Annotated in this window: 17 protein-coding genes; 10 read left to right on the top strand and 7 right to left on the bottom strand. The window is 70.9% G+C overall.

What is annotated here, in order from left to right:
- Positions 1-160: 160 nt before the first annotated feature.
- From recQ to LQ938_RS01030, 5 genes are all read right to left on the bottom strand, one after another.
- Positions 161-2,197, bottom strand: a complete 2,037-nt coding sequence (gene recQ / locus LQ938_RS01050; protein ID WP_223722215.1) for a DNA helicase RecQ — start codon at positions 2,195-2,197, stop codon at positions 161-163.
- Positions 2,198-2,287: 90 nt separating this feature from the next.
- Complete coding sequence (locus LQ938_RS01045) at positions 2,288-2,836, bottom strand: DUF1697 domain-containing protein (protein ID WP_223722214.1); 549 nt, start codon at positions 2,834-2,836, stop codon at positions 2,288-2,290.
- A gap of 114 nt (positions 2,837-2,950) precedes the next feature.
- On the bottom strand, positions 2,951-3,418 hold the full coding sequence (locus LQ938_RS01040; protein ID WP_223722213.1) for a hypothetical protein: 468 nt from the start codon (positions 3,416-3,418) through the stop codon (positions 2,951-2,953).
- A gap of 75 nt (positions 3,419-3,493) precedes the next feature.
- Positions 3,494-4,663, bottom strand: coding sequence for a glycoside hydrolase family 3 N-terminal domain-containing protein (locus LQ938_RS01035; RefSeq protein WP_223722212.1), 1,170 nt, complete (start codon positions 4,661-4,663; stop codon positions 3,494-3,496).
- 379 nt (positions 4,664-5,042) lie between these two features.
- The gene (locus tag LQ938_RS01030) at positions 5,043-7,556 is read right to left on the bottom strand and encodes a DEAD/DEAH box helicase (protein ID WP_223722211.1); all 2,514 of its coding nucleotides are present in this window, start codon (positions 7,554-7,556) and stop codon (positions 5,043-5,045) included.
- 78 nt (positions 7,557-7,634) lie between these two features.
- On the opposite strand from LQ938_RS01030, the gene LQ938_RS01025 reads away from it, so the two are divergent.
- From LQ938_RS01025 to LQ938_RS00990, 8 genes are all read left to right on the top strand, one after another.
- On the top strand, positions 7,635-8,015 hold the full coding sequence (locus tag LQ938_RS01025) for a GNAT family N-acetyltransferase (RefSeq protein ID WP_223722210.1): 381 nt from the start codon (positions 7,635-7,637) through the stop codon (positions 8,013-8,015).
- Positions 8,012-9,001 (top strand): pirin family protein, encoded by a 990-nt coding sequence (locus LQ938_RS01020; protein ID WP_223722209.1) that lies wholly within the window; start codon positions 8,012-8,014, stop codon positions 8,999-9,001. The genes LQ938_RS01025 and LQ938_RS01020 overlap by 4 nt, the downstream gene beginning before the upstream one ends.
- Before the next feature lie 62 nt (positions 9,002-9,063).
- Positions 9,064-9,615 (top strand): ECF transporter S component, encoded by a 552-nt coding sequence (locus LQ938_RS01015; protein ID WP_223722208.1) that lies wholly within the window; start codon positions 9,064-9,066, stop codon positions 9,613-9,615.
- The gene (locus LQ938_RS01010; protein ID WP_231341346.1) at positions 9,612-10,232 is read left to right on the top strand and encodes a TetR/AcrR family transcriptional regulator; all 621 of its coding nucleotides are present in this window, start codon (positions 9,612-9,614) and stop codon (positions 10,230-10,232) included. Before LQ938_RS01015 ends, LQ938_RS01010 begins: the two co-directional genes overlap by 4 nt.
- Positions 10,233-10,287: 55 nt before the next feature.
- Positions 10,288-12,276 (top strand): ABC transporter ATP-binding protein, encoded by a 1,989-nt coding sequence (locus tag LQ938_RS01005; protein WP_223722206.1) that lies wholly within the window; start codon positions 10,288-10,290, stop codon positions 12,274-12,276.
- The gene (locus LQ938_RS01000; protein WP_223722205.1) at positions 12,273-13,079 is read left to right on the top strand and encodes an energy-coupling factor transporter transmembrane component T; all 807 of its coding nucleotides are present in this window, start codon (positions 12,273-12,275) and stop codon (positions 13,077-13,079) included. Before LQ938_RS01005 ends, LQ938_RS01000 begins: the two co-directional genes overlap by 4 nt.
- 42 nt (positions 13,080-13,121) lie before the next feature.
- On the top strand, positions 13,122-13,991 hold the full coding sequence (locus tag LQ938_RS00995; protein ID WP_223722204.1) for a siderophore-interacting protein: 870 nt from the start codon (positions 13,122-13,124) through the stop codon (positions 13,989-13,991).
- Positions 13,988-14,539, top strand: coding sequence for an ECF transporter S component (locus tag LQ938_RS00990; protein WP_223722203.1), 552 nt, complete (start codon positions 13,988-13,990; stop codon positions 14,537-14,539). The genes LQ938_RS00995 and LQ938_RS00990 overlap by 4 nt, the downstream gene beginning before the upstream one ends.
- On the opposite strand, the gene LQ938_RS00985 is transcribed toward LQ938_RS00990, so the two are convergent.
- On the bottom strand, positions 14,527-15,498 hold the full coding sequence (locus tag LQ938_RS00985) for a M15 family metallopeptidase (RefSeq protein WP_223722202.1): 972 nt from the start codon (positions 15,496-15,498) through the stop codon (positions 14,527-14,529). The genes LQ938_RS00990 and LQ938_RS00985 overlap by 13 nt on opposite strands.
- Positions 15,499-15,618: 120 nt before the next feature.
- On the opposite strand from LQ938_RS00985, the gene LQ938_RS00980 reads away from it, so the two are divergent.
- Positions 15,619-16,737, top strand: a complete 1,119-nt coding sequence (locus LQ938_RS00980; protein ID WP_223722201.1) for an Rv2578c family radical SAM protein — start codon at positions 15,619-15,621, stop codon at positions 16,735-16,737.
- Between the two features lie 102 nt (positions 16,738-16,839).
- Here the strand turns inward: LQ938_RS00980 and LQ938_RS00975 are convergent, their stop codons facing one another.
- On the bottom strand, positions 16,840-19,119 hold the full coding sequence (locus LQ938_RS00975) for a DEAD/DEAH box helicase (protein WP_223722200.1): 2,280 nt from the start codon (positions 19,117-19,119) through the stop codon (positions 16,840-16,842).
- Positions 19,120-19,361: 242 nt separating this feature from the next.
- On the opposite strand from LQ938_RS00975, the gene LQ938_RS00970 reads away from it, so the two are divergent.
- Entirely contained in the window at positions 19,362-20,267 is a 906-nt protein-coding gene (locus LQ938_RS00970) for an aldose 1-epimerase family protein (RefSeq protein ID WP_223722199.1), read from the top strand.
- Positions 20,268-21,323 lie beyond the last annotated feature (1,056 nt).

Below are 21,323 nucleotides of genomic sequence, written 5' to 3'. Positions count from 1 at the left end.
TGCGGAGACGGGAGGCGCTCCGTCGAGGACGAGCGCACATCACGTAAAACGTAGAAGGGCCACAACAGCTTCCCAACTCGGTTGCACGATGCGTACAAACCTGGGGCCGCCCGAGGGCGTCTGCGGTTGTGTGTCGGCTACACCGTCGCCGAAATCGCGCTCAGCCCGCGGCGATCACGTCGAGGACGGCCTGCCCGTAGGCATCCTTCTTCTTCGCGCCGATACCGCTGATGCCGTCGAGATCTGCGAGCGACCCTGGGCGATGTTCGGCGAGCGCACGGAGCGTCGCATCGCCGAACACGATGTACGCCGGCACGCCCTGCTCGCGCGCCGTCTGCGCGCGCCACTCGCGCAGCGCCTCGAACAGTCCGCGATCACCCTCGGGAAGGGCATCGGATGCGGAGGCCCGCCGCGCACGCGGTGCGCTGGCCGTGCGGCCGATGGTGTCGCGCCGCAGCGGCACTTGCTCGTCACCGCGGAGCACGGCGGCCGCCGACTCGCCGAGCGCCAGGGTGCCGTAGTCGCCCTGTGCCACGAGAATCCCGCGTGCGAGCAACTGCCGCACGACGCTCCGCCAGTCCTGCTCGGTGAGGTCGGCGCCGATCCCGTAGGTGGCGATCTCCTTGTGACGTTGCTGGCGGATGCGTTCGGTGTCGGCACCGCGGAGGATGTCGATGATCTGACCCGCACCGAACGACTGGTTGCGCTCGCGCTGCAACCGCACGACGGTCGAGAGCAGCTTCTGCGCCGGCACGAGCCCGTCGTACGTCTCGGGCGGGGTCAGGCAGGTGTCGCAGTTTCCGCAGGGTTCGGACTGCTGGCCGAAGTAACCGAGCAGGTTCTGACGGCGGCAGGCCACCGTCTCGCACAGCGCCAGCATGGCGTCGAGGTGCTGGCCGAGCCGCATCTTGTAGGTGCGATCACCGGGGCTCTGATCGATCATCCGACGCTGCTGCACGACATCGCCGAGGCCGTACGCCATCCACACGACCGACGGCTCGCCGTCACGACCGGCACGGCCGGTCTCCTGGTAGTACCCCTCGACGGACTTCGGCAGGTCGATGTGCGCCACGAAGCGCACATCCGGCTTGTCGATTCCCATGCCGAACGCGATCGTCGCCACCATGATGACCCCGTCATCGCGGAGGAACCGGGACTGGTTGCGAGCCCGCGTCTCGGCCGGAAGACCCGCGTGGTACGGCAGCGCATCGAGGCCCTGCGCGCGCAGATACTCCGCGGTCTGCTCGACGCTCTTGCGGCTCAGTGCGTAGACGATGCCCGCCGAGCCCTCGGGCTGGGAGCGGATGAAGCCGACCAGCTGCTTGCGCGGCTCGACCTTGGGGTCGATGCGGTACTGGATGTTGGGGCGATCGAAGCTCGCGACGAAATGCTTCGCCTCACGCAACTGCAGGCGCTCGGTGATCTCCTGGTGCGTGGCGTGCGTCGCGGTCGCCGTCAGCGCCATCCGCGGAACGCCCGGGAACTGCTCGCCGAGCGATCCGAGGGCGAGGTAGTCGGGGCGGAAGTCGTGACCCCACTGCGACACGCAGTGGGCCTCGTCGATCGCGATCACGCTTAGACGGCCGCGGGCGAGGAGCGCGGCGGTCGACGAGAGCGTGAGACGCTCAGGGGCGACATAGAGCAGGTCGATCTCGCCGGCCACGTAGGACCGCTCGACCGACATGCGCTCGGCCTGACTCTGCGTCGAGTTCAGGTAGGCGGCATTCACGCCGTTCGCGCGAAGCGCTTCGACCTGATCGTGCATGAGGGCGATCAGCGGGCTGACGACGAGACCCGTGCCCGGGCGCACGAGCGCGGGCACCTGGTAGGTCACGCTCTTTCCGCCACCGGTGGGCATCAGCACGATCGCGTCGGCACCACCCACGACCTGCGCGACGATCTCGGCCTGGTCGCCGCGGAAGGCGTCGTAGCCGTAGACCTCTTTCAACACCGTGAGCGGATCGGCGCCGGTGAAGTCACGGCGCGGGGCGGCCGCATCCGGTTGCGCCAACGCCCACGGCTCGTCGGTCGGGGGCACCCACCCGTCGTCCGGCGGAGCGACCGCGGGATCGAACGCGGGGACGTCGTCGTAGGGCGGCGCCTCGTCGTAAGGCGGGGGCGCGTCGTCGTACTCGGGCGGAGCCCACTCGTCGGGCGGAACATCCCATCCGGGTCGGTCGGTCGGGGATGCGTTCACCTCACCAGCGTAACGAGCGCGTCCGACGCCGCGGCACGCGCCCGCATCCGCCGACCCGAACCGTGCGCTGGGGAGGAGAGGTCGCCGGGCTCAGTCGGTCGAGGTGCACCAGCGCTCGGCGAGACCCGAGACGACGTTGAGGTTGCGGTTGGTCGCCACCCCGAGCAGCTTCGCCGCACGAAGCGGATCGACCGTGCCGTCGGCGTACCCGGGCCCGAGGAGCGCGTGCGCCGCGCGACCGCTCACCACCATCTCGCCGAGCGGTCCGGACGTCGCCTCGACCTGCGCCGCCACCTCCGCCGAGAGTTCGTCCTTCAGCAGATACACGTAATGCCGCGCGAGTCCCGGGCGCGCCGCCGAGAGCGCGCGGGCCTCCGCGGCGAGCGCCGCGAACTCGGCGGCGGAGAACACGATCGTCGGCACATCGAATCCGCGGTCCGCGAGGAACGCACGCTCGAGCGCCTCCTCGATACGGGGGCGCGACCGCATCCCACTCGTGAAGCGCACGTTGCCCGTGTTCAGATGCGTGACGACGTCGTCGAAGCCGGCGGACTCCACCGCGCGGCGGATGTCGTCCTTCGGGAAGACGCGCTTCGCCCCAAGATTGATCGCGCGGAGGAAGGCAAGGTAGGTGGTCACCCCGCCATCATGGCGCGGTGACCGGACATCCGGTGACCGGCGGGACTGCCGGCGGCCCGTCATCCGGCCGGCGGCGGACCGCCGTCCGGCCGAGGGCGGGCCGGCATCCGGACGTCAGCGCCCGAAGAGTCGATCGAGGAAGGATCGGTGGCGAGGGATCCATCCGTAGCGAGTGAGGATCTCGCGGACGGGCTCCTTCATCTCCTCGGTGTCGAACTTCCACCCGAACGTGTTGCCGACCTGACCGTGATCGGACGCGATCGGGGCGAACGACGCGTTGAAGCTGAAGGTGCGCTTCGTTCCTTTGAAGAACGAACGCTCGTGATGCAGACCCTTCGTGTCGAGCCGGGTCTGCGTGTCGTGCGTCTCATCGAGGAGCGAGTAGCTTCCGTCGTCGTGCAGCGTCACGGTCAGCTCGTAATCGCGACTGATCTGCCCCGCCGCCAACAGGCCGGCCCACTTCGCGTCGGCGTAATCCCAGACCCCGACCACACCACCCTCGAACGCCGCGAACGCGAACGGAACATCCTCCCCGTTCAACGCCAGAATTTCCCCGACCACATCTTCCCGCGATGACGCCATGACGCCTCCTCCCCCTCGACCGATCGAGCTGCCAACGTACCGCTGCGATGCCGCCTGAAGAGGGGGTTGCCGAGCTCAGGGGAAATCCGCTTTCAACTCGACGACCCGGCGGGCGGCGTCGTCGACCTTCTCGGCGAACGCGGGGTCGGACTCGGCCCGCGAGCGCACCGCCTCGTACATCTCGGGGAACACCGAGGCATCCGCGGAGACGAGGAGAAGGTCGACGCCCGCATCCACCGCGAGGGTCGCACGTTCACCCGGCGACCACCGCGCCACCTGCTCGGGAGCCGAGAGGTCGTCGGTCATCACGACCCCGTCGAAACCCAGGTCGCCGCGGAGGAGCCCCGTCACCACGGGCGCCGAGAACGCCGCCGGAGCGCTCGGATCGATCCGGTCGTACACGGCGGTCGACATCATCACGACCGCGGGGCCCTGCGGCAGCAGCGTGCGGTAGACCGAGACGTCGGGCGAGTCGGCGCCGACCTGGCCGTCGACGACATCGGCCGCGTAGTCGGTATTGCCGGTCACCCGACCGAGGCCCGGGAAGTGCTTCAGCGTCGGCAGTACGCCCGCATCCCGCATCCCCTGCGCGAACGCACCGGACTTCGCGGCGACAGTCGCCTCGTCGAACCCGTACTCGCGGTTGTAGATGCCGATCGGCTTGTTGTCGCGGGCGGTCTCGGGGCTCGTCACGATATCCGCAACGGGCGCGAGGTTCATGTCGATGCCCGCAGCGCGAAGCTGCGCACCCCACCGCGCCGCGTCGGCCCGCAGGGTCGCGTCGTCGCGCTGAGCGGACGTCAGCGCCGTCGGCATCTTCTCGAACCCGTCGCCGCTGAGCACCTGCACATCGCCGCCCTCCTGGTCGGTCGCGACCCAGAGTCGCGGCGATGCGGAATCGTGCACGGCCGTGAACTGGGCGACGAGCGCGGCGGTGGCGCCGGCCCCGGCCGACGAACGCCCGTGCAGGAAGATGCCGGCGACACGCTGATCGGCGACGGCCGCAAGGGTGGTCGGGTCGGCGCCGTCGACGGACGTGCCGACCATGAACAGCTGCCCGACGCGCTCGTCGAGGTCGAGTCCCGCGATCGGATCCGCCGGAGTGGGCGTCGGGGTGGCGGTCGGGGTCGGCGCGGCGGACGCCGGTTCGGTGCCGACGGGCCGCTCCGCCGCGCAGCCGGTGAGTACGGCGGCCGCGACGAGCGCGACGGCCGCGACCTTCCCCCATCCGACGTGTGCGCGCATCCCCCCATCCTGCCCGCTCGCGTGGCCGACGCTCCCGGGTCACGCACGCTTCGACCCGCAAACTCCTCCAAAACCGCACGCCGGGCCACCCCGAGGCCGAAAACCCCTCGAAGTGGAGGAGTTATCGGCCGGCCCCCGGCGCGACGGCCACCAGCCACCACCGCCGCGCCGCGCGGACCACCGGCAGGCGCGGCCTGCGTCAGGGCTGCCCGCAGCGGGTAACTCCTCCAAAACCGCACGCCGGACCACCGCTAGGCCGAGAACCCCGAGAAGTGGAGGAGTTGTCAGCCCAGTCCCCGCAGGGACGTCGCCCGCGGGTACCGTCACAAGGCGCGACGACACCCGGCCACAGCTACAGCGGCAGAGCCCGGGCCGGCGGCTACAGGCGCAGGGCCTCGGTCACCCGGACGACGGCGGTGCCCTCTTCGGCGGATGCAGCGAGGTCGACCTCCGCGCGGATGCGCCAGTCGTGGTTGCCGTCCGGATCGTCGAGGATCTGCTCCACGCGCCAGAGACCGGCGGTCGCGTCCGACTCGTCGATCGTGCACAGCGCGGGCGACCGCGCGGGACCACCCGTGAGGATCTCGTCGTGCTCGTCGAAGTAGGCGTCGAGCACGGCCGGCCAGTCGATCTCGGGATCGAGCGCCACGAGCTCGTCGTCGCGCTGCCGCGCGGCGAGCGTCACCCGGCGGAACAGCTCGTTGCGCACGAGCACCGTGAACGCGCGGCGGTTGGTGACCACGGATGGCGGCGCCGGCGGCACGATCGGGGCACCGAGCGGCGTCGCCTCGGGGTGGATGAGGCTCTCCCACTCATCGACGAGGCTCGAGTCGACCTGCCGCACGAGCTCGCCGAGCCACTCGATGATGTCGAGCAGTTCGTCGGTGCGGGCCTCGGACGGCACGGTCTGCCGGATCGCCCGGTAGGCGTCGCTGAGGTAGCGGAGCACGAGGCCTTCGCTCCGGCCGAGCTGGTACCACGAGACGAACTCGGCGAACGAGAACGCCTGCTCGAACATGTCACGGACGACCGACTTCGGTCGCAGCTCGAAATCCCGGATCCACGGCTGACTGCTCGCGAAGACCTCGAACGACTGCGCCAGGAGATCCGCGAGGGGCTTCGGGTGCGTGACCTCCTCGAGAAGGGCCATCCGCTCGTCGTACTCGATGCCGTCGCGCTTCATCGCCCCGACCGCTTCGCCGCGCGCTTTGAACTCCTGCTGTTTGAGCACGGGCCGCGGGTCGTCGAGCGTCGCCTCGATGACGCTCACGACGTCGAGGGCGTAGTGCCCCGACCCGGCGGCCCCCGCGGCGTCTTCCGGGTCGAGCAATTCGATCGCGGCGAGCGCGAACGGCGACAGCGGCTGGTTCAGGGCGAAGTTGGGTTGCAGGTCGACGGTGAGCCGGATGCGGCCATCCGGCCCGACCTCGACGACACCGGCCGTGCGGAGCGTGCGGAAGATCGCCAGCGCGCGGCGGGCGAGCGCGAGCTGCCGGGCACGCGGTTCGTGGTTGTCGAACACGAGCGCGCGGACGTCGGCGAACACGTCGCCGCCGCGGCCGATGACGTTGATGAGCATCGCGGCGGTGAGCTGCATCTGCGGAACGAGCGGCTCCGGAGGCGCCTCGATGAGTCGCTCGAACGACCCCTCGCCCCAGTTCACGACGCCCGCCGGCGCCTTCTTGCGGACGATCTTCTTGCGCTTCGCGGCGTCGTCGCCGGCCCGGCGCAGCGACTCGGCGTTCTCGATCTCCCACTCGGGCGCCATCACGACGACGTTGCCGTAGGTGTCGTAGCCCGCGCGTCCGGCGCGACCGGCGATCTGGTGGAACTCGCGGGCGCTGACCTGGCGCATCTTGGTGCCGTCGAACTTCGACAGCGCGGTCAGCAGGACGGTGCGGATCGGCACGTTGATGCCGACCCCGAGGGTGTCGGTGCCGCAGATGACGCGGAGCAGCCCTTGCTGGGCGAGGGTCTCGACGAGGCGTCGGTAGCGCGGCAGCATCCCCGCGTGGTGCACGCCGATGCCCGAGCGCACGAGTCGCGACAGCGTCTTGCCGAACGCGGTCGTGAAGCGGAACGCGCCGATCGCCTCGGCGATCTCGTCGCGCTGCGCGCGGGTCGTGACCTTGACGCTCGCGAGCGCTTGCGCGCGTTCCATGGCCTGCAGCTGCGAGAAGTGCACGATGTAGATGGGTGCTTCGCCCGCCTCGAGCAGCGTCTCGACGAGCTCGTGCGCGGGGCGCCGCTCATAGGAGAAGTGCAGCGGGACGGGGCGTTCGGCTCCGGTGACCTCGACGGTGCTGCGGCCGGTGCGCTGCGCCAGGTCTGCCGTGATCGGGGTCACGTCGCCCAGGGTCGCCGACATCAGCAGGAACTGCGCGCGCGGCAGGGCGAGCAGCGGCACCTGCCACGCCCACCCGCGATCGGGATCGCCGTAGTAGTGGAACTCGTCCATCACGACCTGGTCGACGTCCGCATCCGACCCGTGCCGCAGCGCGAGATTCGCGAGGATCTCGGCCGTGCAGCAGATGATCGACGCATCCGGGTTCACCGACGAGTCCCCGGTGACCATGCCCACGTTCTCCGCCCCGAAGATCTCGACGAGCGCGAAGAACTTCTCGCTCACGAGCGCCTTGATCGGCGCCGTGTAGTAGGAGCGACCGCCGCGGGCGAGGCAGGCAGCGTGCGCGGCGACCGCGACGAGCGATTTGCCCGTGCCGGTGGGGGTCGAGAGCACGACGTTCGCGCCCGATACGAGTTCGATGACCGCCTCGTCCTGTGCCGGGTAGAGCTCGATGCCCCGATCGACCGCCCACGACAGGAAGGCGTCGTAGAGCGCATCCGCGTCGTCGCCGGCGGTTCTGACGAGCTCGGCGAGGGATGCGGTCATCTCTCGAGTCTGCCGGATGCGGCGACCCGCGGGCACCGCTGGCCCGTTACCGTGGACGCAGCGACGAGGGGATGTGCCATGAGCGAGGACGATCCGACGATCCAGGTGGTCCGCGAGGATACCGAGGGGCAGTACGTGATCCGCGTCGACGGTCGCGACGCGGGGTTCACCCGGTTCCAGCCCGACCGGCGCGGGCGGCTCGTGTTCCCCCACACGCAGGTGGACCCGGCGTATGCGGGGCAGGGTCTCGGGAGCCGGCTCATCTCCGCGGCGATGGCGGATGTCGCGTCGCGCGGTGAGACCGTCGTACCGCTGTGCCCGTTCGTGGCGAAGTACCTGCGCGGCCACGACGTGCCGGGCCTCGACATCGCCTGGCCCTCGAGTCGCCTCACCGGAGTGGAGCCGCCGCCCCCGGGCGACGAGCCCGACGCGAGCGGCGGCGGCGGCGGCGAGCGATGACGCGGCTCGATGCCGGTCCGGTCGAGGAGACCACCGAATCCGCCGTGGAGTGCGACGGACCCCGCTCGGTCATGCTCGAGGCGCGAGAGGTGCCGCTCGGCGGCGTGCGCGCGATGGACGTGCGGCGGGCCCTCCCGCAGCGCGACCTGCCGATGGTCGGCGCCTGGTGCTTCCTCGACCGCTTCGGGCCGCAGCGCGCGCTCATGCGCGTGGAGCCGCATCCGCACATCGGCCTGCAGACGGTGACCTGGCCGTTCGAGGGCGTCGTGCGTCACCGCGACTCGCTCGGCAGCGATGTGCTCATCTCGCGCGGTGCACTGAACCTCATGACGAGTGGTGCGGGCATCTCGCACAGCGAGTACTCCGTGACCGACGAGCCGATCCCGCTCGATGCCCTGCAGCTGTGGGTGGCATTGCCCGAGTCCCGACGCCACGGTGCCCCCGCGTTCGAGCAGCACGCGTCGCTGCCGCAACTGACCCTGCCCGCCGTCACGGGCGAGCGCGCCGAGGCGGTCGTCGTGATGGGCGAGTTCGCCGGCACGACGTCGCCCGCGAGCGCGTTCACGCCTCTCGTGGGGGCCGAGGTGCGGGTGCCCGCCGGGTCGCGTGTGCGGGTGCCGCTGCATCCGGAATGGGAGTACGCCATCGTCGGCGTCGACGGCGACCTGCGCGTGACGACGGATGCGGACACCACCGAGACCGTCGGCGACATGCAGTTGCTGTACCTCGGCATCCAGCGCGACGGAATCGATGTGCACTCCGCATCCGGGGCGACGTTCTTCCTCCTCGGCGGCGAACCGTTCGAGGACGAGATCGTCATGTGGTGGAACTTCGTCGGTCGCTCGCACGAGGAGATCGTCGCCGCCCGCGAGGAATGGGAGGCGCACTCCGCGCGCTTCGGTCGGGTCGCCGATCACGGCGATGTACGCGTGCCGGCGCCGCCGCTGCCCGCGGTGCGGCTGCGCCGTCGCGGGCGTCGCCTCTGAGCGACCGGTCTTTCCCGGTCCGGGGCGTCCGGGGGCCCGGCCGCCGCCGGTACGCTGGAGCCGTGGCCCGTCCCGTCGTCATGTCCACCCGCGTGCTGCTGATCTGCGCCGCGATCGGTGTCGTGACCGGCCTGCTCGGTGGCATCGCCGGCTGGGCCACGCTCTTCGTGCTCTCGACCGTGCCGATCGCGTACGGGTTGGTTCTCGGGGTGCACGTGCTGCCCGGCATCATCGCGCAGGAAGTGCTGCGGCTTCCCTGGGTCGCGCTTCTCACCCACGTGCTGGCGGCTCTGGTCGCGAGCGCGACGAGCCCGCAGTGGACACTCCGCTACCTCGGCACCGCCATCCTGTTCGGCGGGATCCAGGAGCTCGTCGCGGCGCTCACCCGCTATCGCGCCTGGCCCACGTGGCGTTTCTACATCTCGGCGGTCATCATCGGGGTGGTCATCGCGGTCGCGGTCGCCTTCGCGGCGCACATCTCCAGCTACGCACCGTGGGCGCAGGTCGCGTACCTCGTCGTCGCCGTGCTCGCGCCCGCCGCCTGGACCGCGATCGGTCTGCGGCTCGGCGTGGGGCTTCGCCGCGCCGGCGTCGTCCGCACCGGACGGCGGTGACGGACGTGCCCACCGCCGAATCCTCCGCCGACACCCCCGAGCGGCGGCGCCTTGCGGGGCTCGTCGCCGATCTGATCCTCGCCGACGGGATGCTCGACCACAGCCTCTCGGGCATCGCGCGCCAGATCGGTTCGAACAACCGGATGCTGCTGTACTACTTCGGCTCCAAGGGCGGCCTGCTCCAAGCGGCGGCTGCGCGGGCGTCCGAGCGTTTTCCGCACCTCGCGGCGGTCTTCGACCGTCTCGGCGCCGACGATCTGCCCCTGGAGGCCCGCCTGCTGCGGGCATGGGACGACATCGGCGACGAGGCGAACCGCCCGTACCTGGTGATGTTCTTCCACCGGTTCGGAGTCGCGATCGGCGCCCCCGACGAGTGGGCGGAGTTTCTCGGCGAGCTCGGCACGGGCTGGGTCGCGCTCGTGCGCGACGTGCTCGTCGCCGAGGGATACCCGCAGACCGCGGCCGAGAACGCTGCGACCCGCATCGTCGCGCAGTGGCGCGGCCTGCAGTTCGCGCTGCTGTGCGGAATGCCGGCGGCGGTGCTGTCGGATGCGTATCGCGTCGGCATCCGCGAACTCCTCGCCGGACTCCCGCCGCGCGCGCACGCTTCCGACTGAGGTTAGGGTCGGCTAAGTTGAGGGGGTCACCCGCCCTCTCCTCCCGGGAATCCCTGTGCCCGATCCGCATCCGTCGCCTCCGCGAGGTCGCACCGAGTCGACCCCGGATGCGCCCCTCCTCCGCCTCCGCGACGTCGGCATCACGCACAACGGCGCGACCGATCCGTCGCCCGCATCCGTCAGTTTCGAGGTGGGTCGCGGCGAGGTCGTGCTACTGCTCGGGCCCAGCGGATCGGGAAAGTCCACGCTCGCGCTGTCGCTCGACGGGTTGATCCCGCACGTCGTCCCGGCGGAGCTGACGGGCACCGTCGAGGTCGCCGGCATCGCGACGACGGAGGCGACGGTCGCCACGCTCAGCACGCATGTCGCCATGGTGTTCCAGGATCCCGACGCGCAGCTCGTCACGGGCACGATCCTCGACGAGGTCGCCTTCGGCCCCGAGAACCTGCGTCTCCCGGCGGATGAGGTGCTGCGCCGCGCCGAGGAGTCGCTGCGCCGCGTCGGGCTCTGGCACCGGCGCGCCGAGAATCCGGACGTCCTGTCGGGCGGCGGCCGTCAGCGGCTGGCGATCGCGGCCGCGCTGGCGATGGGCTCGCCGCTGCTCGTGCTCGACGAGCCCACGGCGAACCTCGACCCGCAGGGCATCGAGGAGGTTTACGCGACGCTCGCCGAGCTCGTCGCGGAGGGCGACCGGTCGATCGTGCTCATCGAACACAACCTCGACGCCGTCGTCGCCATCGTCGACCGCGTCGTCGTGCTCGACCAGGCCGGCCGCACCGTCGCGAACGGACCGGTCGACGATGTGCTCCGGCGCCGGGCCGCGGAGCTGCATCACCTCGGCGTGTGGCTGCCGACATCGGCGCTCGCGGCGCTGCGGCTGCGCACAGCGGGGTACGTGTGCGACCCGCTGCCGCTCACACCGGAGGAACTCCGCGCGGTGCTCGCGCAGCATCCGCCCCGCGCGCCCTCTGCGCTGGGCGCCACGGCACTCGCCGCGCCTCTCGCCGCGCCCCTCGCCGAGACGAGGATGATCAGCCCGGATGAGGGTGATTCGGGCCGAATCCCCCTCCTCTCGGCGGATGGCCCTCTTCTCAGCGGGCCGGCGCAGGGCGCGACAGTCAGCGGGCCCGCGCAGGGCGCGACAGTCAGCGGGCCCGCGCAGGGCGCGACAGTCAGCGCACCGCAGCAGGGCACGACCCCGGCCGATTCCGACCGGACGCGACCCACGGATGCGGTCGTGCAGGTCCGCGGGCTGAGCCTCACCCGCGGACGCCGCCGCGAGCGCGTCGAGGTGCTGCACGACGTGTCGCTCGACGTCGTCCGCGGCGAGTTCGTCGCGATCGTGGGCGCGAATGGCGCGGGGAAGACGACGCTCCTGCAGGCGATCGCCGGCGTGATCCCGCCGCCGCGAGGATCGGTGCGGGTCGACGGGATCGATGTCTCGCGCACCGATCCGCGCACCCTGCCGTCGCGAATCGGGTTCGTGTTCCAGAATCCCGAGCACCAGTTCATCGCGCACACCGTCGCCGACGAGATCGCGCACGGCCTACGCCGCCTGCGCCTCTCGGAGGACGAGGTGCACGCCCGCACCAGCGCGCTCCTGGAGAGATTCGGTCTCGAGGGCAAAGCCGACGCCCACCCGTTCCTGCTCTCCGGCGGGCAGAAGCGCCGGCTCTCGGTCGGAACCGCGCTCGTCGCGGGAGCGCCCGTGCTGGCCCTCGACGAGCCGACCTTCGGGCAGGACCGCGCGCGCGCCGACGAGCTGCTGGGTCTCCTCGCCGAACTGAACCGCGGCGGCACCACGATCATCGTCGTCACCCACGACATGCAGCTCGTGTCCGAGTACGCGGACCGGATGATCGTGGTCGAGGACGGCCGGATCGCCGCGCACGGACCGACCGGCGCGGTGTTCGACGACGTCGCCCTCATCGAACGGGCGGGACTCCGGGTGCCGCCGCTCCGCCGCGCCGTGCGCGGGTTGTCGCAGCATCCGCAGATCGCTCGCGCCACGCGCCTGGCCGACCTTCCGGGGGATCCCCCGTGAGCGTCGCGGTCGACACCGTCGCCCCCGTGCGCGCGGGGCGTTTCCTGTCCGCGCTCAACCCGCTCGCGAAGCTCGCGGCCGTGATCCCGGCGACCGTGCTGCTCGTGTTCGTGCGCGACCTGACGACGCCGCTCGTCTTCCTCGTGCTGGCGTACGCCGTGCTGCTGGTGGGGGCGCGGTGGACGCCGCAGCTCGCCGGCATCCTGGTGCTCGCCGTGCCGCTGGGGATCGCGATCATCGGATGCGGGTTCTCGCTCTGGGCCGATGCGTCCCGGGTCGACACGACCCCGGTGGTGCTGCAGATCGGCGAGTGGAAGCTCTTCGCCGGCGCGCTCGCGATCGGCTTCGCGACGGCGCTCCGGCTCGGCGCCATCATCACGCTCGCGCTGCTGTCGGGGCTCACGACCACCGGCGCCGACCTCGTCCGCGCGATGGTGCAGCAGCTGCGCGTGCCGTACCGGATCGGGTACACCGCCCTGGCCGCGTTCCGATTCGTGCCGTGCTTCGCGCACGAGCTCGACCTCATCCGGCAGGCGCATCGTGTGCGCGGCGCCCACGGCGGGCGCGGACCGTTCGCCGCAGCCGCACGCGCACTCGGGTACGTCGTGCCGCTGCTCGCCGGCGCGATCCGGCACGCCGAGCGGGTCGCGCTGGCGATGGATGCCCGCGCGTTCGGCGCGTACGACGACCGCACCGAGCGCTATGACGTGCCTTTCCGCACCCGCGACACCCTGTTCGTGCTGGCCTTCTGGGTGGCGTCGGCCGCGATCTTCCTCTCTCTCTTCCCGTGGGGCATCGCCTGAGCCCCGGCTCTCGCAAGACCCCTCCGTTCCCGAAAGGACGCCATGGCCCGCTCGAGTCGGCTCATCAAACCCGCCGTGCAAGAACTGCTCCATCTCCGTGTCGTGCGCACCCGGCAGGTGTCTGCGCACTGGATGCGGATCACCCTCGGCGAGGGCGACATCGACCGGTTCACGCCCATGGGATTCGACCAGTGGTTCCGGATCTTCCTGCCCGTCGGCGGTGAGGCGGGGCTCGACCGGGTTCCGGCGAAGGCCAACAAGCTCATCGGCTACCTGAAGTTCCTCCGCATCCCGGAGGGAATGCGGCCGGTGATGCGCAACTACACGGTGCGGGCCTACCGACCCGCGTCGGCCGACGGCGGCGCCGAGCTCGACGTCGATTTCGTGCTGCACGGCACCGGGCCCGACGCCGGCCCCGCCTCGCGGTGGGCGCACGCCGCGGTGCCGGGCGACAGCGTCGTCATCATCGATGAGGGCATCACGTTCCACCCCGACTACGGCCTCGACCGGGTGCTGCTCGTCGCGGACGAGACCGGGCTCCCCGCGGTGGCGGGGATCTGCGCGAGCCTGCCGGCGGATGCGGTCGGCACCGCACTCGTCGAGGTGCCGAGCGCCGAGGACGCCCTGGAGTTCGACCGCCCCGCCGGCGTCGACGTGCGGTGGCTCGTGCGCGACGCCGAGACGGTTCCGGGGACCCTGGCGCTCGCGGAGGTGCGGACCGTGCCGCTCGCGCAACCCGACGTGCACGCGTTCGTGGTGGGCGAGCAGGCGCTCGCAACCGGGGGTCGCCGCGCGCTCGTCGAGCGCGGGGTGCCGAAGGACGCCATCGGTTTCGTCGGCTACTGGCGAGTGGGGCCCGAGGGTGCGGCTCCGCATCCGCATACCGTTCCGTCCGGAGAGGAAACCCGATGAGTCGCGTATCGACCGTCTATCTGCTCACCTGCGCCGCGATCGGCGTGGCCGGGGGCGTGCTGCTCTGGGGCGCCGCCGCTGTCTCGACCGTGCTGTTCGGTGTCTTCCCGTTCATCTCGGTCGCGATCGCGGGCCTCTGGCTCCTGCCCGCCACGGTGGCGCTGCGACTGCTGCACCGGCCGCTCGCCGGCATCCTCGTCGGGCTCATCTCGGGTCTCGTCGCCTTCCCGTACCTCGCGACCAGCCTGTGGTGGGCCTTCTTCGCCGAGGTCGCGTTTCTCGTCGTGATCTACCGCTACTGGGCCACCTGGGTGCATTACGCCGGGGCACTCCTCGTCGGCATCCTGTATCCGATCCTCGCGGCCGTCTCGTTCAACCTCTGGTCGATGCCGGTGGGCGCGCAGATCGGGTTCTTCGCGCTGACGATCGCGAGCTGCCTCGCGGGCACCGCACTCGGCGTGCTCGTCGGCGACCGGTTGCATCGCGCGGGCGTCGCGCGGCTCGCACGCTACCGTCCGCGGACCGCCGCGGAATCTCAGCCGGGGTAACCCGGCGCGGCGGGCAGGTTGAAGAACTCCTCGAGGGTGTGCCATCCGCCGTCGTGATAGGCGCGGGCGAGCTCGGGGCCGAGGTACCGCAGGTGCCACGGCTCGGCCTCGTACCCGGTGATCACGGTGTACCCCTCCTCGTAGCGGACGACGAAACCGAACTGCCAGCTGTTCTCGGCGACCCACTGGCCTTCCGGTGACGCCCCGAAGTCGTCGAGGGTGCCGCATCCGTTCGCGCACGGCATGAGATCCATCGTGATGCCGAGCTGGTGCTCGCTGAAGCCCGGTCGGGCGCTCGAGATGTCGGCCTCCGCCTGCCCTCCCCGCGCGACGTTCTCGGCGTAGGTCGTGACCTGCACGTCGTAGGAGCGGTATCCGCTCAGCTGCCCGATGGCCCCCACGCCCGACTGGTCGATCGCGCTCGCCATGGCCTGCAGTGCCTCCGCCGCATCCTGCCGCAGGATGCCGGAGTTCATCGTCTGCAGCCCCTGCACGCGCACCAGATTGCCGGGGACGTAGTCGAGCGGATCGAGCGGACGCTGCTTGTTCACCACGACCCAGCGCCGCGCCGGATCGGAGAGCGAGACGCAGGCGGATGCGGTGCCGGAGACGACGGCCTCGCGGAACGCCGCGCCGCCACCGGCCGCGATGACGACCGCCTCGTCGTCGCCCGCGGCGACGGCGGCCGCGACGGCAGGGTCGTCGCAGATCGAGGGCGCAGCGGCGACGGTCGTGAACTGCGGCGCGGGGATCGCGTCGACGGACGCCGGCCATTCCGGCTCCACGGCGCTCGGGTCGGAGCCGCCTCCGGAGCCGCGCGTCGTCGCGATCGCGACCGCAATGATCACCACGGCGACGACCGCGAAGAGCGCAACGATGCGGCGACGGCGCACGCGCACCGACGCAACTCGCGCAGCGCGACGGGTCGAGGCCGCCGCGGGGTCGGCGGATCGGATCACTGATCCATTGTCGTCCACCCATCGCCCGATCGCGGCCGACACGGCGACCGCATCCGTTTTATCTACGAATATGGACACCCGGTGGTTGACTTAGTATCGGTTCTTTGTTCTACTCTGAGGATGCGATGGCAGGGGCAGCAGGTAGACGCGTCGGATGCGGCGGCACTGCCCGGAATGGAGCAGTTGTCGGGTCTCGTCCGTTCTGTGACGACGCCCGAGTTCGCCGGGATGACGTTCCACGAGGTCGCGGCGCGTTCGGCTCTGAACCACGTGCCGGGTTCGTCGGCGATGCCGTTCGACTGGACCGTGAACCCGTATCGAGGATGCAGTCATGCGTGCGTGTACTGCTTCGCCCGGGGCACGCACACGTATCTCGACCTGGACGCCGGGCGGGATTTCGACTCGCAGGTCGTCGTGAAGGTGAATGTGGCCGAGGTGCTCGAGCGAGAGCTGCACCGCGGCTCGTGGGGCCGTGAGCATGTGGCGCTCGGCACCAACACCGATCCGTACCAGCGCGCGGAGGGCCGCTACCGGCTCATGCCGGGCATCATCGAGGCGCTCGCCGGGTCGGACACCCCCTTCTCGATCCTCACGAAAGGAACCCTGCTGCGCCGCGATCTTCCGCTGCTGCAGAAGGCCCACGCGCGCGTGCCGATCTCCATCGCGATGTCGATCGCGGTGTACGACGACGAGCTGCAGAAGCAGATCGAGCCGGGCACGCCGTCCGCGCAGGCCCGGCTCGACACCGTGCGCGCGGCGACGGATGCGGGGTTCCGCGTCACCGTCTTCCTGATGCCGGTGCTGCCGCACCTCACCGATTCGATCGCCGCGCTCGACGACGCCCTCCGCCGGATCCGGGATGCCGGCGCGGTGCGCGTCGTCTACGGGGCGCTGCACTTGCGCGCGGGGGTCAAGCCGTGGTTCATGCAGTGGCTGGAGAGCACGCATCCGCATCTCGTGTCGAGCTATCTCGGCCTCTACCCGGGCGTCAGCGCCGCCGCGCCGAAGGCGTACCGGCAGTGGCTCGCGCGCCGGGTGCGACCGCTCCTCCGCGCCCACGGCCTCGACGGCCGCGACGAGGAGGAGCCGGTGCGCGCTCGTCCCGCCGGCGGGGGTCCGCCCGGAGCCCTGCCCGTGCGCGTGACCTCCCGCGGCCTCGCCGCCGCCGCTGCTTCCGCCGCCGCTGCTGCATCCGCATCCGCCGCATCCGCATCCGCCGCCCCGCCGCGCCTGTTCTGACGCGCGAAAAACCGCGAGACTGCATTCTCGCGCCGAGACAGCGGGTGTAACCCAACGTCTCGGCGCGAAACTGCAGTCTCGCGGTCTAGGGGTGGTGCGGCGTCAGTTCGCGACGTCGGCGAGCTGGCGGCCGGTGACCTCTTCGATCACGTCGTCGCCGAGGCGCACCTCGTCGAACGGCGCGTCGATCTCGGCGCGACCGAGCAGCTCGGTCATGCGCCGACGGCGCTGACGCGTCACCAGGGTCACGACCGTGCCCGAGCGACCCGCGCGACCGGTACGCCCCGAGCGATGCAGGTACGCCTTGAACTCGTCGGGCGCATCGGCCTGGACGACCAGGTCGATGTCGTCGACGTGGATGCCGCGAGCCGCGACGTCGGTGGCCACGAGCACGCGCACCTTGCCGTCGGTCATGCGCTGCAGGTTGCGCGTGCGCTTGGCCTGGTTGAGGTCTCCGTGCAGGGCGACCGCGGCGATACCGGCGTCCTCGAAGGACTCCGCGAGCATCTCGGCGTAGGCGCGGGTGCGAGCGAAGACGAGCGTCTTGCCCTCGCGGTCGACGAGCGACGTGAGCATTTCGGCTTTGTCGCGGTGGTCGATCACGAACACGCGGTGCTCGATCGTGCTGGACTCCTGGGTCTCCCCGGCAACCTCGTACACGGCGGGATCGCGCAGGAACTCGTCGACGAGCGCGGCGACCTCACGGTCGAGCGTCGCGGAGAACAGCAGCTTCTGGCTGTTCGGGGCGGTCTCGCGGAGGATCCGCTGAACAGGCTCGACGAACCCGAGCTCGGCCATGTGGTCGGCCTCGTCGAGGACCGCGATCTGCACCTGCGAGAGGTCGAGCTTGCCCTGGTTCACCAGGTCTTCGATGCGGCCGGGGGTGCCGATGATGATGTCGACGCCCTTCTTGAGTGCTCCGACCTGACGCGCCTGCGGCACGCCGCCGTAGATCTGCGTCGTGAACAGGCCCACGCTCCGCGCGATGGGCTGCACCGTGCGGTCGATCTGCAGGGCGAGCTCGCGCGTGGGGGCGAGGATCAGCGCGCGCGGCTTGCGGCCGAACTCGCGCTTGCTCCCCTTCTGCGAACGCAGCACATTCTCGACGAGCGGCGCGCCGAACGCGATGGTCTTTCCGGAGCCGGTGCGTCCGCGCCCGAGAACGTCGCGACCCTCGAGGATCGACGGGATCGTCGCGGTCTGGATCGGGAACGGGGATGCGGCGCCGAGCTCGGCGAGCGCCTTCACGATGTTGTCGCCCAGGCCGATTTCACCGAAGCCCTGGCCTTCGACCGACTCGGCCACAACCGACTCGGCCTCGAGACGCTCGTGCACGGTGTCGACGTGCGCGTCGTACGCCTTCGGCGTCGCCTTCCAGTCCGATCGACCCGGACCGTCAGTGCGACGGGGGCGATCGGTGCGCGGCGCGCGGTCGTCGGAGGAGCGTGCGGGACGCTCGTCGGAGGTGCGGCGCGGACGATCGCTCTGGGCCGGACGGTCCGAGAAGGAACGCTGGGGGCGATCGTTGAAAGAACGGGCCGGACGCTCGTCGCGCTGCGGACGGTCGCTGTTCGTGCGGGCCGGACGCTCGTCGAACGACCGGGCCGGACGCTCGTCGCGGCGCGCACGGTCGTCACGCTGCGGTCGGTCGCTGTACGTGCGAGGCGCGCGATCGTCACGCTGAGGGCGGTCACCGTACGTGCGGGGCGCACGGTCGTCACGGGCCGGACGGTCGCCGTAGGAGCGAGCGCCACGGTCATCACGCTGCGGGCGGTCACCGTACGTGCGGGGCGCGCGGTCGTCACGAGCGGGACGGTCACCGTAGGTACGAGGCGCGCGGTCATCACGCTGCGGGCGGTCACCGTACGTGCGGGGCGCACGGTCGTCACGGGCCGGACGGTCGCCGTAGGAGCGAGCGCCACGGTCGTCACGAGCGGGACGGTCACCGTACGTACGAGGCGCGCGGTCATCACGCTGCGGGCGGTCACCGTACGTGCGAGGAGCGCGGTCATCACGCTGCGGGCGATCGCCGTACGTGCGGGGCGCGCGGTCATCGAACGACCGGGCCGGACGCTCCCCGGCGACGCGGCGCTGGGGGCGGTCGTCGAACGAGCGGGCGGGGCGCTCATCGCGGCCCGTGGTGCGGATGCTGCGCGACTCGTCGCGACCGGCACGGTCGGATGCGGTCCAGCGGCGCTTCGGAGCTTCGGCGGTCGCTTCCTCCGCGCGGTAGCCGCGGTGGCCGGCGCTCTTGGAGCCGGTGGTTCCCGCCGATGCTTCGCCGGGGCGACGCTTGCGGTCCTGATAGGAGGTCTTCGATCCGTAGCGGGGCTCGAAGTTCTTCGCCGGTCGTCCGCCGGCGGGCTTCTTGTTCTTGGGCATGCGTGTGTCCTTCTGGGTTCTCTCGAACGAGAACAGCACCCGCGCGCACGCGGGGATAACCCGGGACATCCGTCATCCGGGGGCCATTATCGATGATGATCATGTGTGCCGATCGGCACTCACCATCGGCCCCTAGAACTCACAAACCCATCCGCACAACATGCGCGGTGTCCAGAGCCGACCCTCAAGAGTAGCGCACCGGCCTGGAAGAGTGCCGAGCGCGTGCCGTCTACGCTGAACGCATGAGCGCCGATCCGACCGGTCACCGTTTCACCCTCCGTTCCGAGCGGGGGTCTGCGGAGATCGCCCAAGTGGGCGCCGCGCTCCGTGCCCTGCGCGTGGGCGACGTGGATCTCGTGCCGCGATACGCCGACGACCTGCCGACACCGGCCGCATCCGGTGTCGTGCTCGTTCCCTGGCCGAACCGCATCCGCGATGGCCTCTGGACCCAGCGCGGGCAGACGTACCAGCTCGCCATCTCGGAGCCGAAGTTCGGCAACGCCTCGCACGGTCTGCTGCGGTTCACGCCGTACCGGCCGGTCGCGACCTCCGCGGATGCGGTCACGCTGGCGGCCGCTGTCGTTCCCCAGACCGGGTACCCGTTTCACCTCGAGACCCGGGTGATCTACACGCTGACGGATGCGGGCATCACGGTCGAGCACGAGATCGTCAACGTGGGGGCGGCCGCTGCTCCCGTGGCGGTCGGCATCCACCCCTATCTGTGCTTCTCCGACGCCGCGACCGCCGACCTTCGCCTCGAGCTGGATGCCGCGTCCTGGTTCCGCCTCGATGAGCGGAACCTCCCGATCGCCGAGGAGCCCCTCGACGAGGAGCACGATCTCCGCGTCCCGCGGCGGGTCGGCGACCTCGCTCTCGACGCGGCATTCACGGGAATCCCCCGCGGGGCGGATGGCCTCATTCGTGCGATCCTGCACGCCCCCGACGGGCGGCGGGTCGAGCTGTGGGCGGGCGAGGGGTTCGAGTACCTGCAGCTCTTCACGACCGACCGGTACCCCGGACACGACCTCGCGCTGGCCATCGAGCCCATGACGGCGCCGGCCGATGCGCTCAACTCCGGGCGCGACCTCCGCTGGCTCGAACACGGCGAGGCCTGGCATCTGCGGTGGGGAATCACGCTGCACGCGTGAGCGCACGCCCTGATCGACCCTGAATGCCCGGATTTCTGCGTTAAGAGGTAACACACTCCGGGGTCAGCGTTAACCCGCGACCGATACCTTTAGACCGGCAGTCTTTCTGCCGCGCCGGATTCAGGGTCTGGCGCTCGTCATCCGGTGCGGGGCGGGGATCCACGCGACTCCACCGGCGGTTTATCGGTGTCCGTCTGGGTGGAGGGTACCCGCATGCGTTCTGCTGTTTCTTCTTTCGTCGTATTCTTCCCCGCGGTGGCGGTGGCAGGGCCGACTCCTCCAGAGCGCACGGGGGCGCTGGCGTGGGTCGAGCGTCTGCGCGCCGCATCAGCCTCCCGCCTCGCGGTACTGATCGGCACGACCATGCTCGTCGGCATCGGGATCTCCATCGCCACGACCACCGACCCCGTCTGGTGGCACCTGCATTTCAGCCAGCTGGGCACGTTCAAGAACGGATCAGCGGCATTCTTCAACGGCGCGCTCATCGCCGGCGGAATCCTCGTCGTGATCTACGCCGGCGCCGTCGCGCGCGAGCTGCGCGCTCTCGCGCCCGGACGCATCCGACGCGGCGCCGCCCGCACCACGCGCATCATGTACTCGATCATGGGCGTCAACCTGTCGCTCGTGGGCTGCGTCCCGCTCAACTCCAACGGATTCGTGCACGACCGCGTCGCCGCCGCCATGGTGCTCGGGTTCGCCGGCCTGCTCGTAACGAGCCCGTTCCTGATGCACCGGATGCCGCGCCGCCTGGTGCTGGCGACGGTCCTCGTCTTCGCGGGCGTGTTCGCGGGCGCCTGGGTGTTCGTCACCGGCCAGATCAACCTCGCCCTGTTCGAGGTCATCGCCTTCGGGGCGATCTTCGGCTGGTCGGGGATCTTCCTCGGATGCCTCGCGCTCTGCGTGCGCCGCGACGCCGCGCTCGCCGAAGCCGCTGCTGCCCGCGCTGCGGCGCCCGCATCCGTGCTCGCCGCGCCCGTTCCCGTCCGCGCGGAAGCCGTCGTCGCTGACGCCGTCTTTGCCGAAGCCACCGTCGCCGAAGCCGACGACACGTTCACG

Origin of the sequence: Microbacterium sp. cx-55 (assembly GCF_021117345.1) — a bacterium.
Lineage (GTDB): Bacteria > Actinomycetota > Actinomycetes > Actinomycetales > Microbacteriaceae > Microbacterium.
The sequence above is the reverse complement of the archived record's forward strand: the minus strand, read 5'-3'. Positions and strand labels throughout refer to the sequence as shown.

Bases quoted from the DNA above. Each gene is read 5' to 3' on its own strand.
- LQ938_RS01040 (WP_223722213.1), bottom strand. From the start codon at position 3,418: ATGGCGTCATCGCGGGAAGATGTGGTCGGGGAAATTCTGGCGTTGAAC.
- LQ938_RS01035 (WP_223722212.1), bottom strand. From the start codon at position 4,663: ATGCGCGCACACGTCGGATGGGGGAAGGTCGCGGCCGTCGCGCTCGTC.
- LQ938_RS01030 (WP_223722211.1), bottom strand. From the start codon at position 7,556: ATGACCGCATCCCTCGCCGAGCTCGTCAGAACCGCCGGCGACGACGCG.
- LQ938_RS01025 (WP_223722210.1), top strand. From the start codon at position 7,635: ATGAGCGAGGACGATCCGACGATCCAGGTGGTCCGCGAGGATACCGAG.
- LQ938_RS01020 (WP_223722209.1), top strand. From the start codon at position 8,012: ATGACGCGGCTCGATGCCGGTCCGGTCGAGGAGACCACCGAATCCGCC.
- LQ938_RS00995 (WP_223722204.1), top strand. From the start codon at position 13,122: ATGGCCCGCTCGAGTCGGCTCATCAAACCCGCCGTGCAAGAACTGCTC.
- LQ938_RS00990 (WP_223722203.1), top strand. From the start codon at position 13,988: ATGAGTCGCGTATCGACCGTCTATCTGCTCACCTGCGCCGCGATCGGC.
- LQ938_RS00980 (WP_223722201.1), top strand. From the start codon at position 15,619: ATGCGATGGCAGGGGCAGCAGGTAGACGCGTCGGATGCGGCGGCACTG.
- LQ938_RS00975 (WP_223722200.1), bottom strand. From the start codon at position 19,119: ATGCCCAAGAACAAGAAGCCCGCCGGCGGACGACCGGCGAAGAACTTC.
- LQ938_RS00970 (WP_223722199.1), top strand. From the start codon at position 19,362: ATGAGCGCCGATCCGACCGGTCACCGTTTCACCCTCCGTTCCGAGCGG.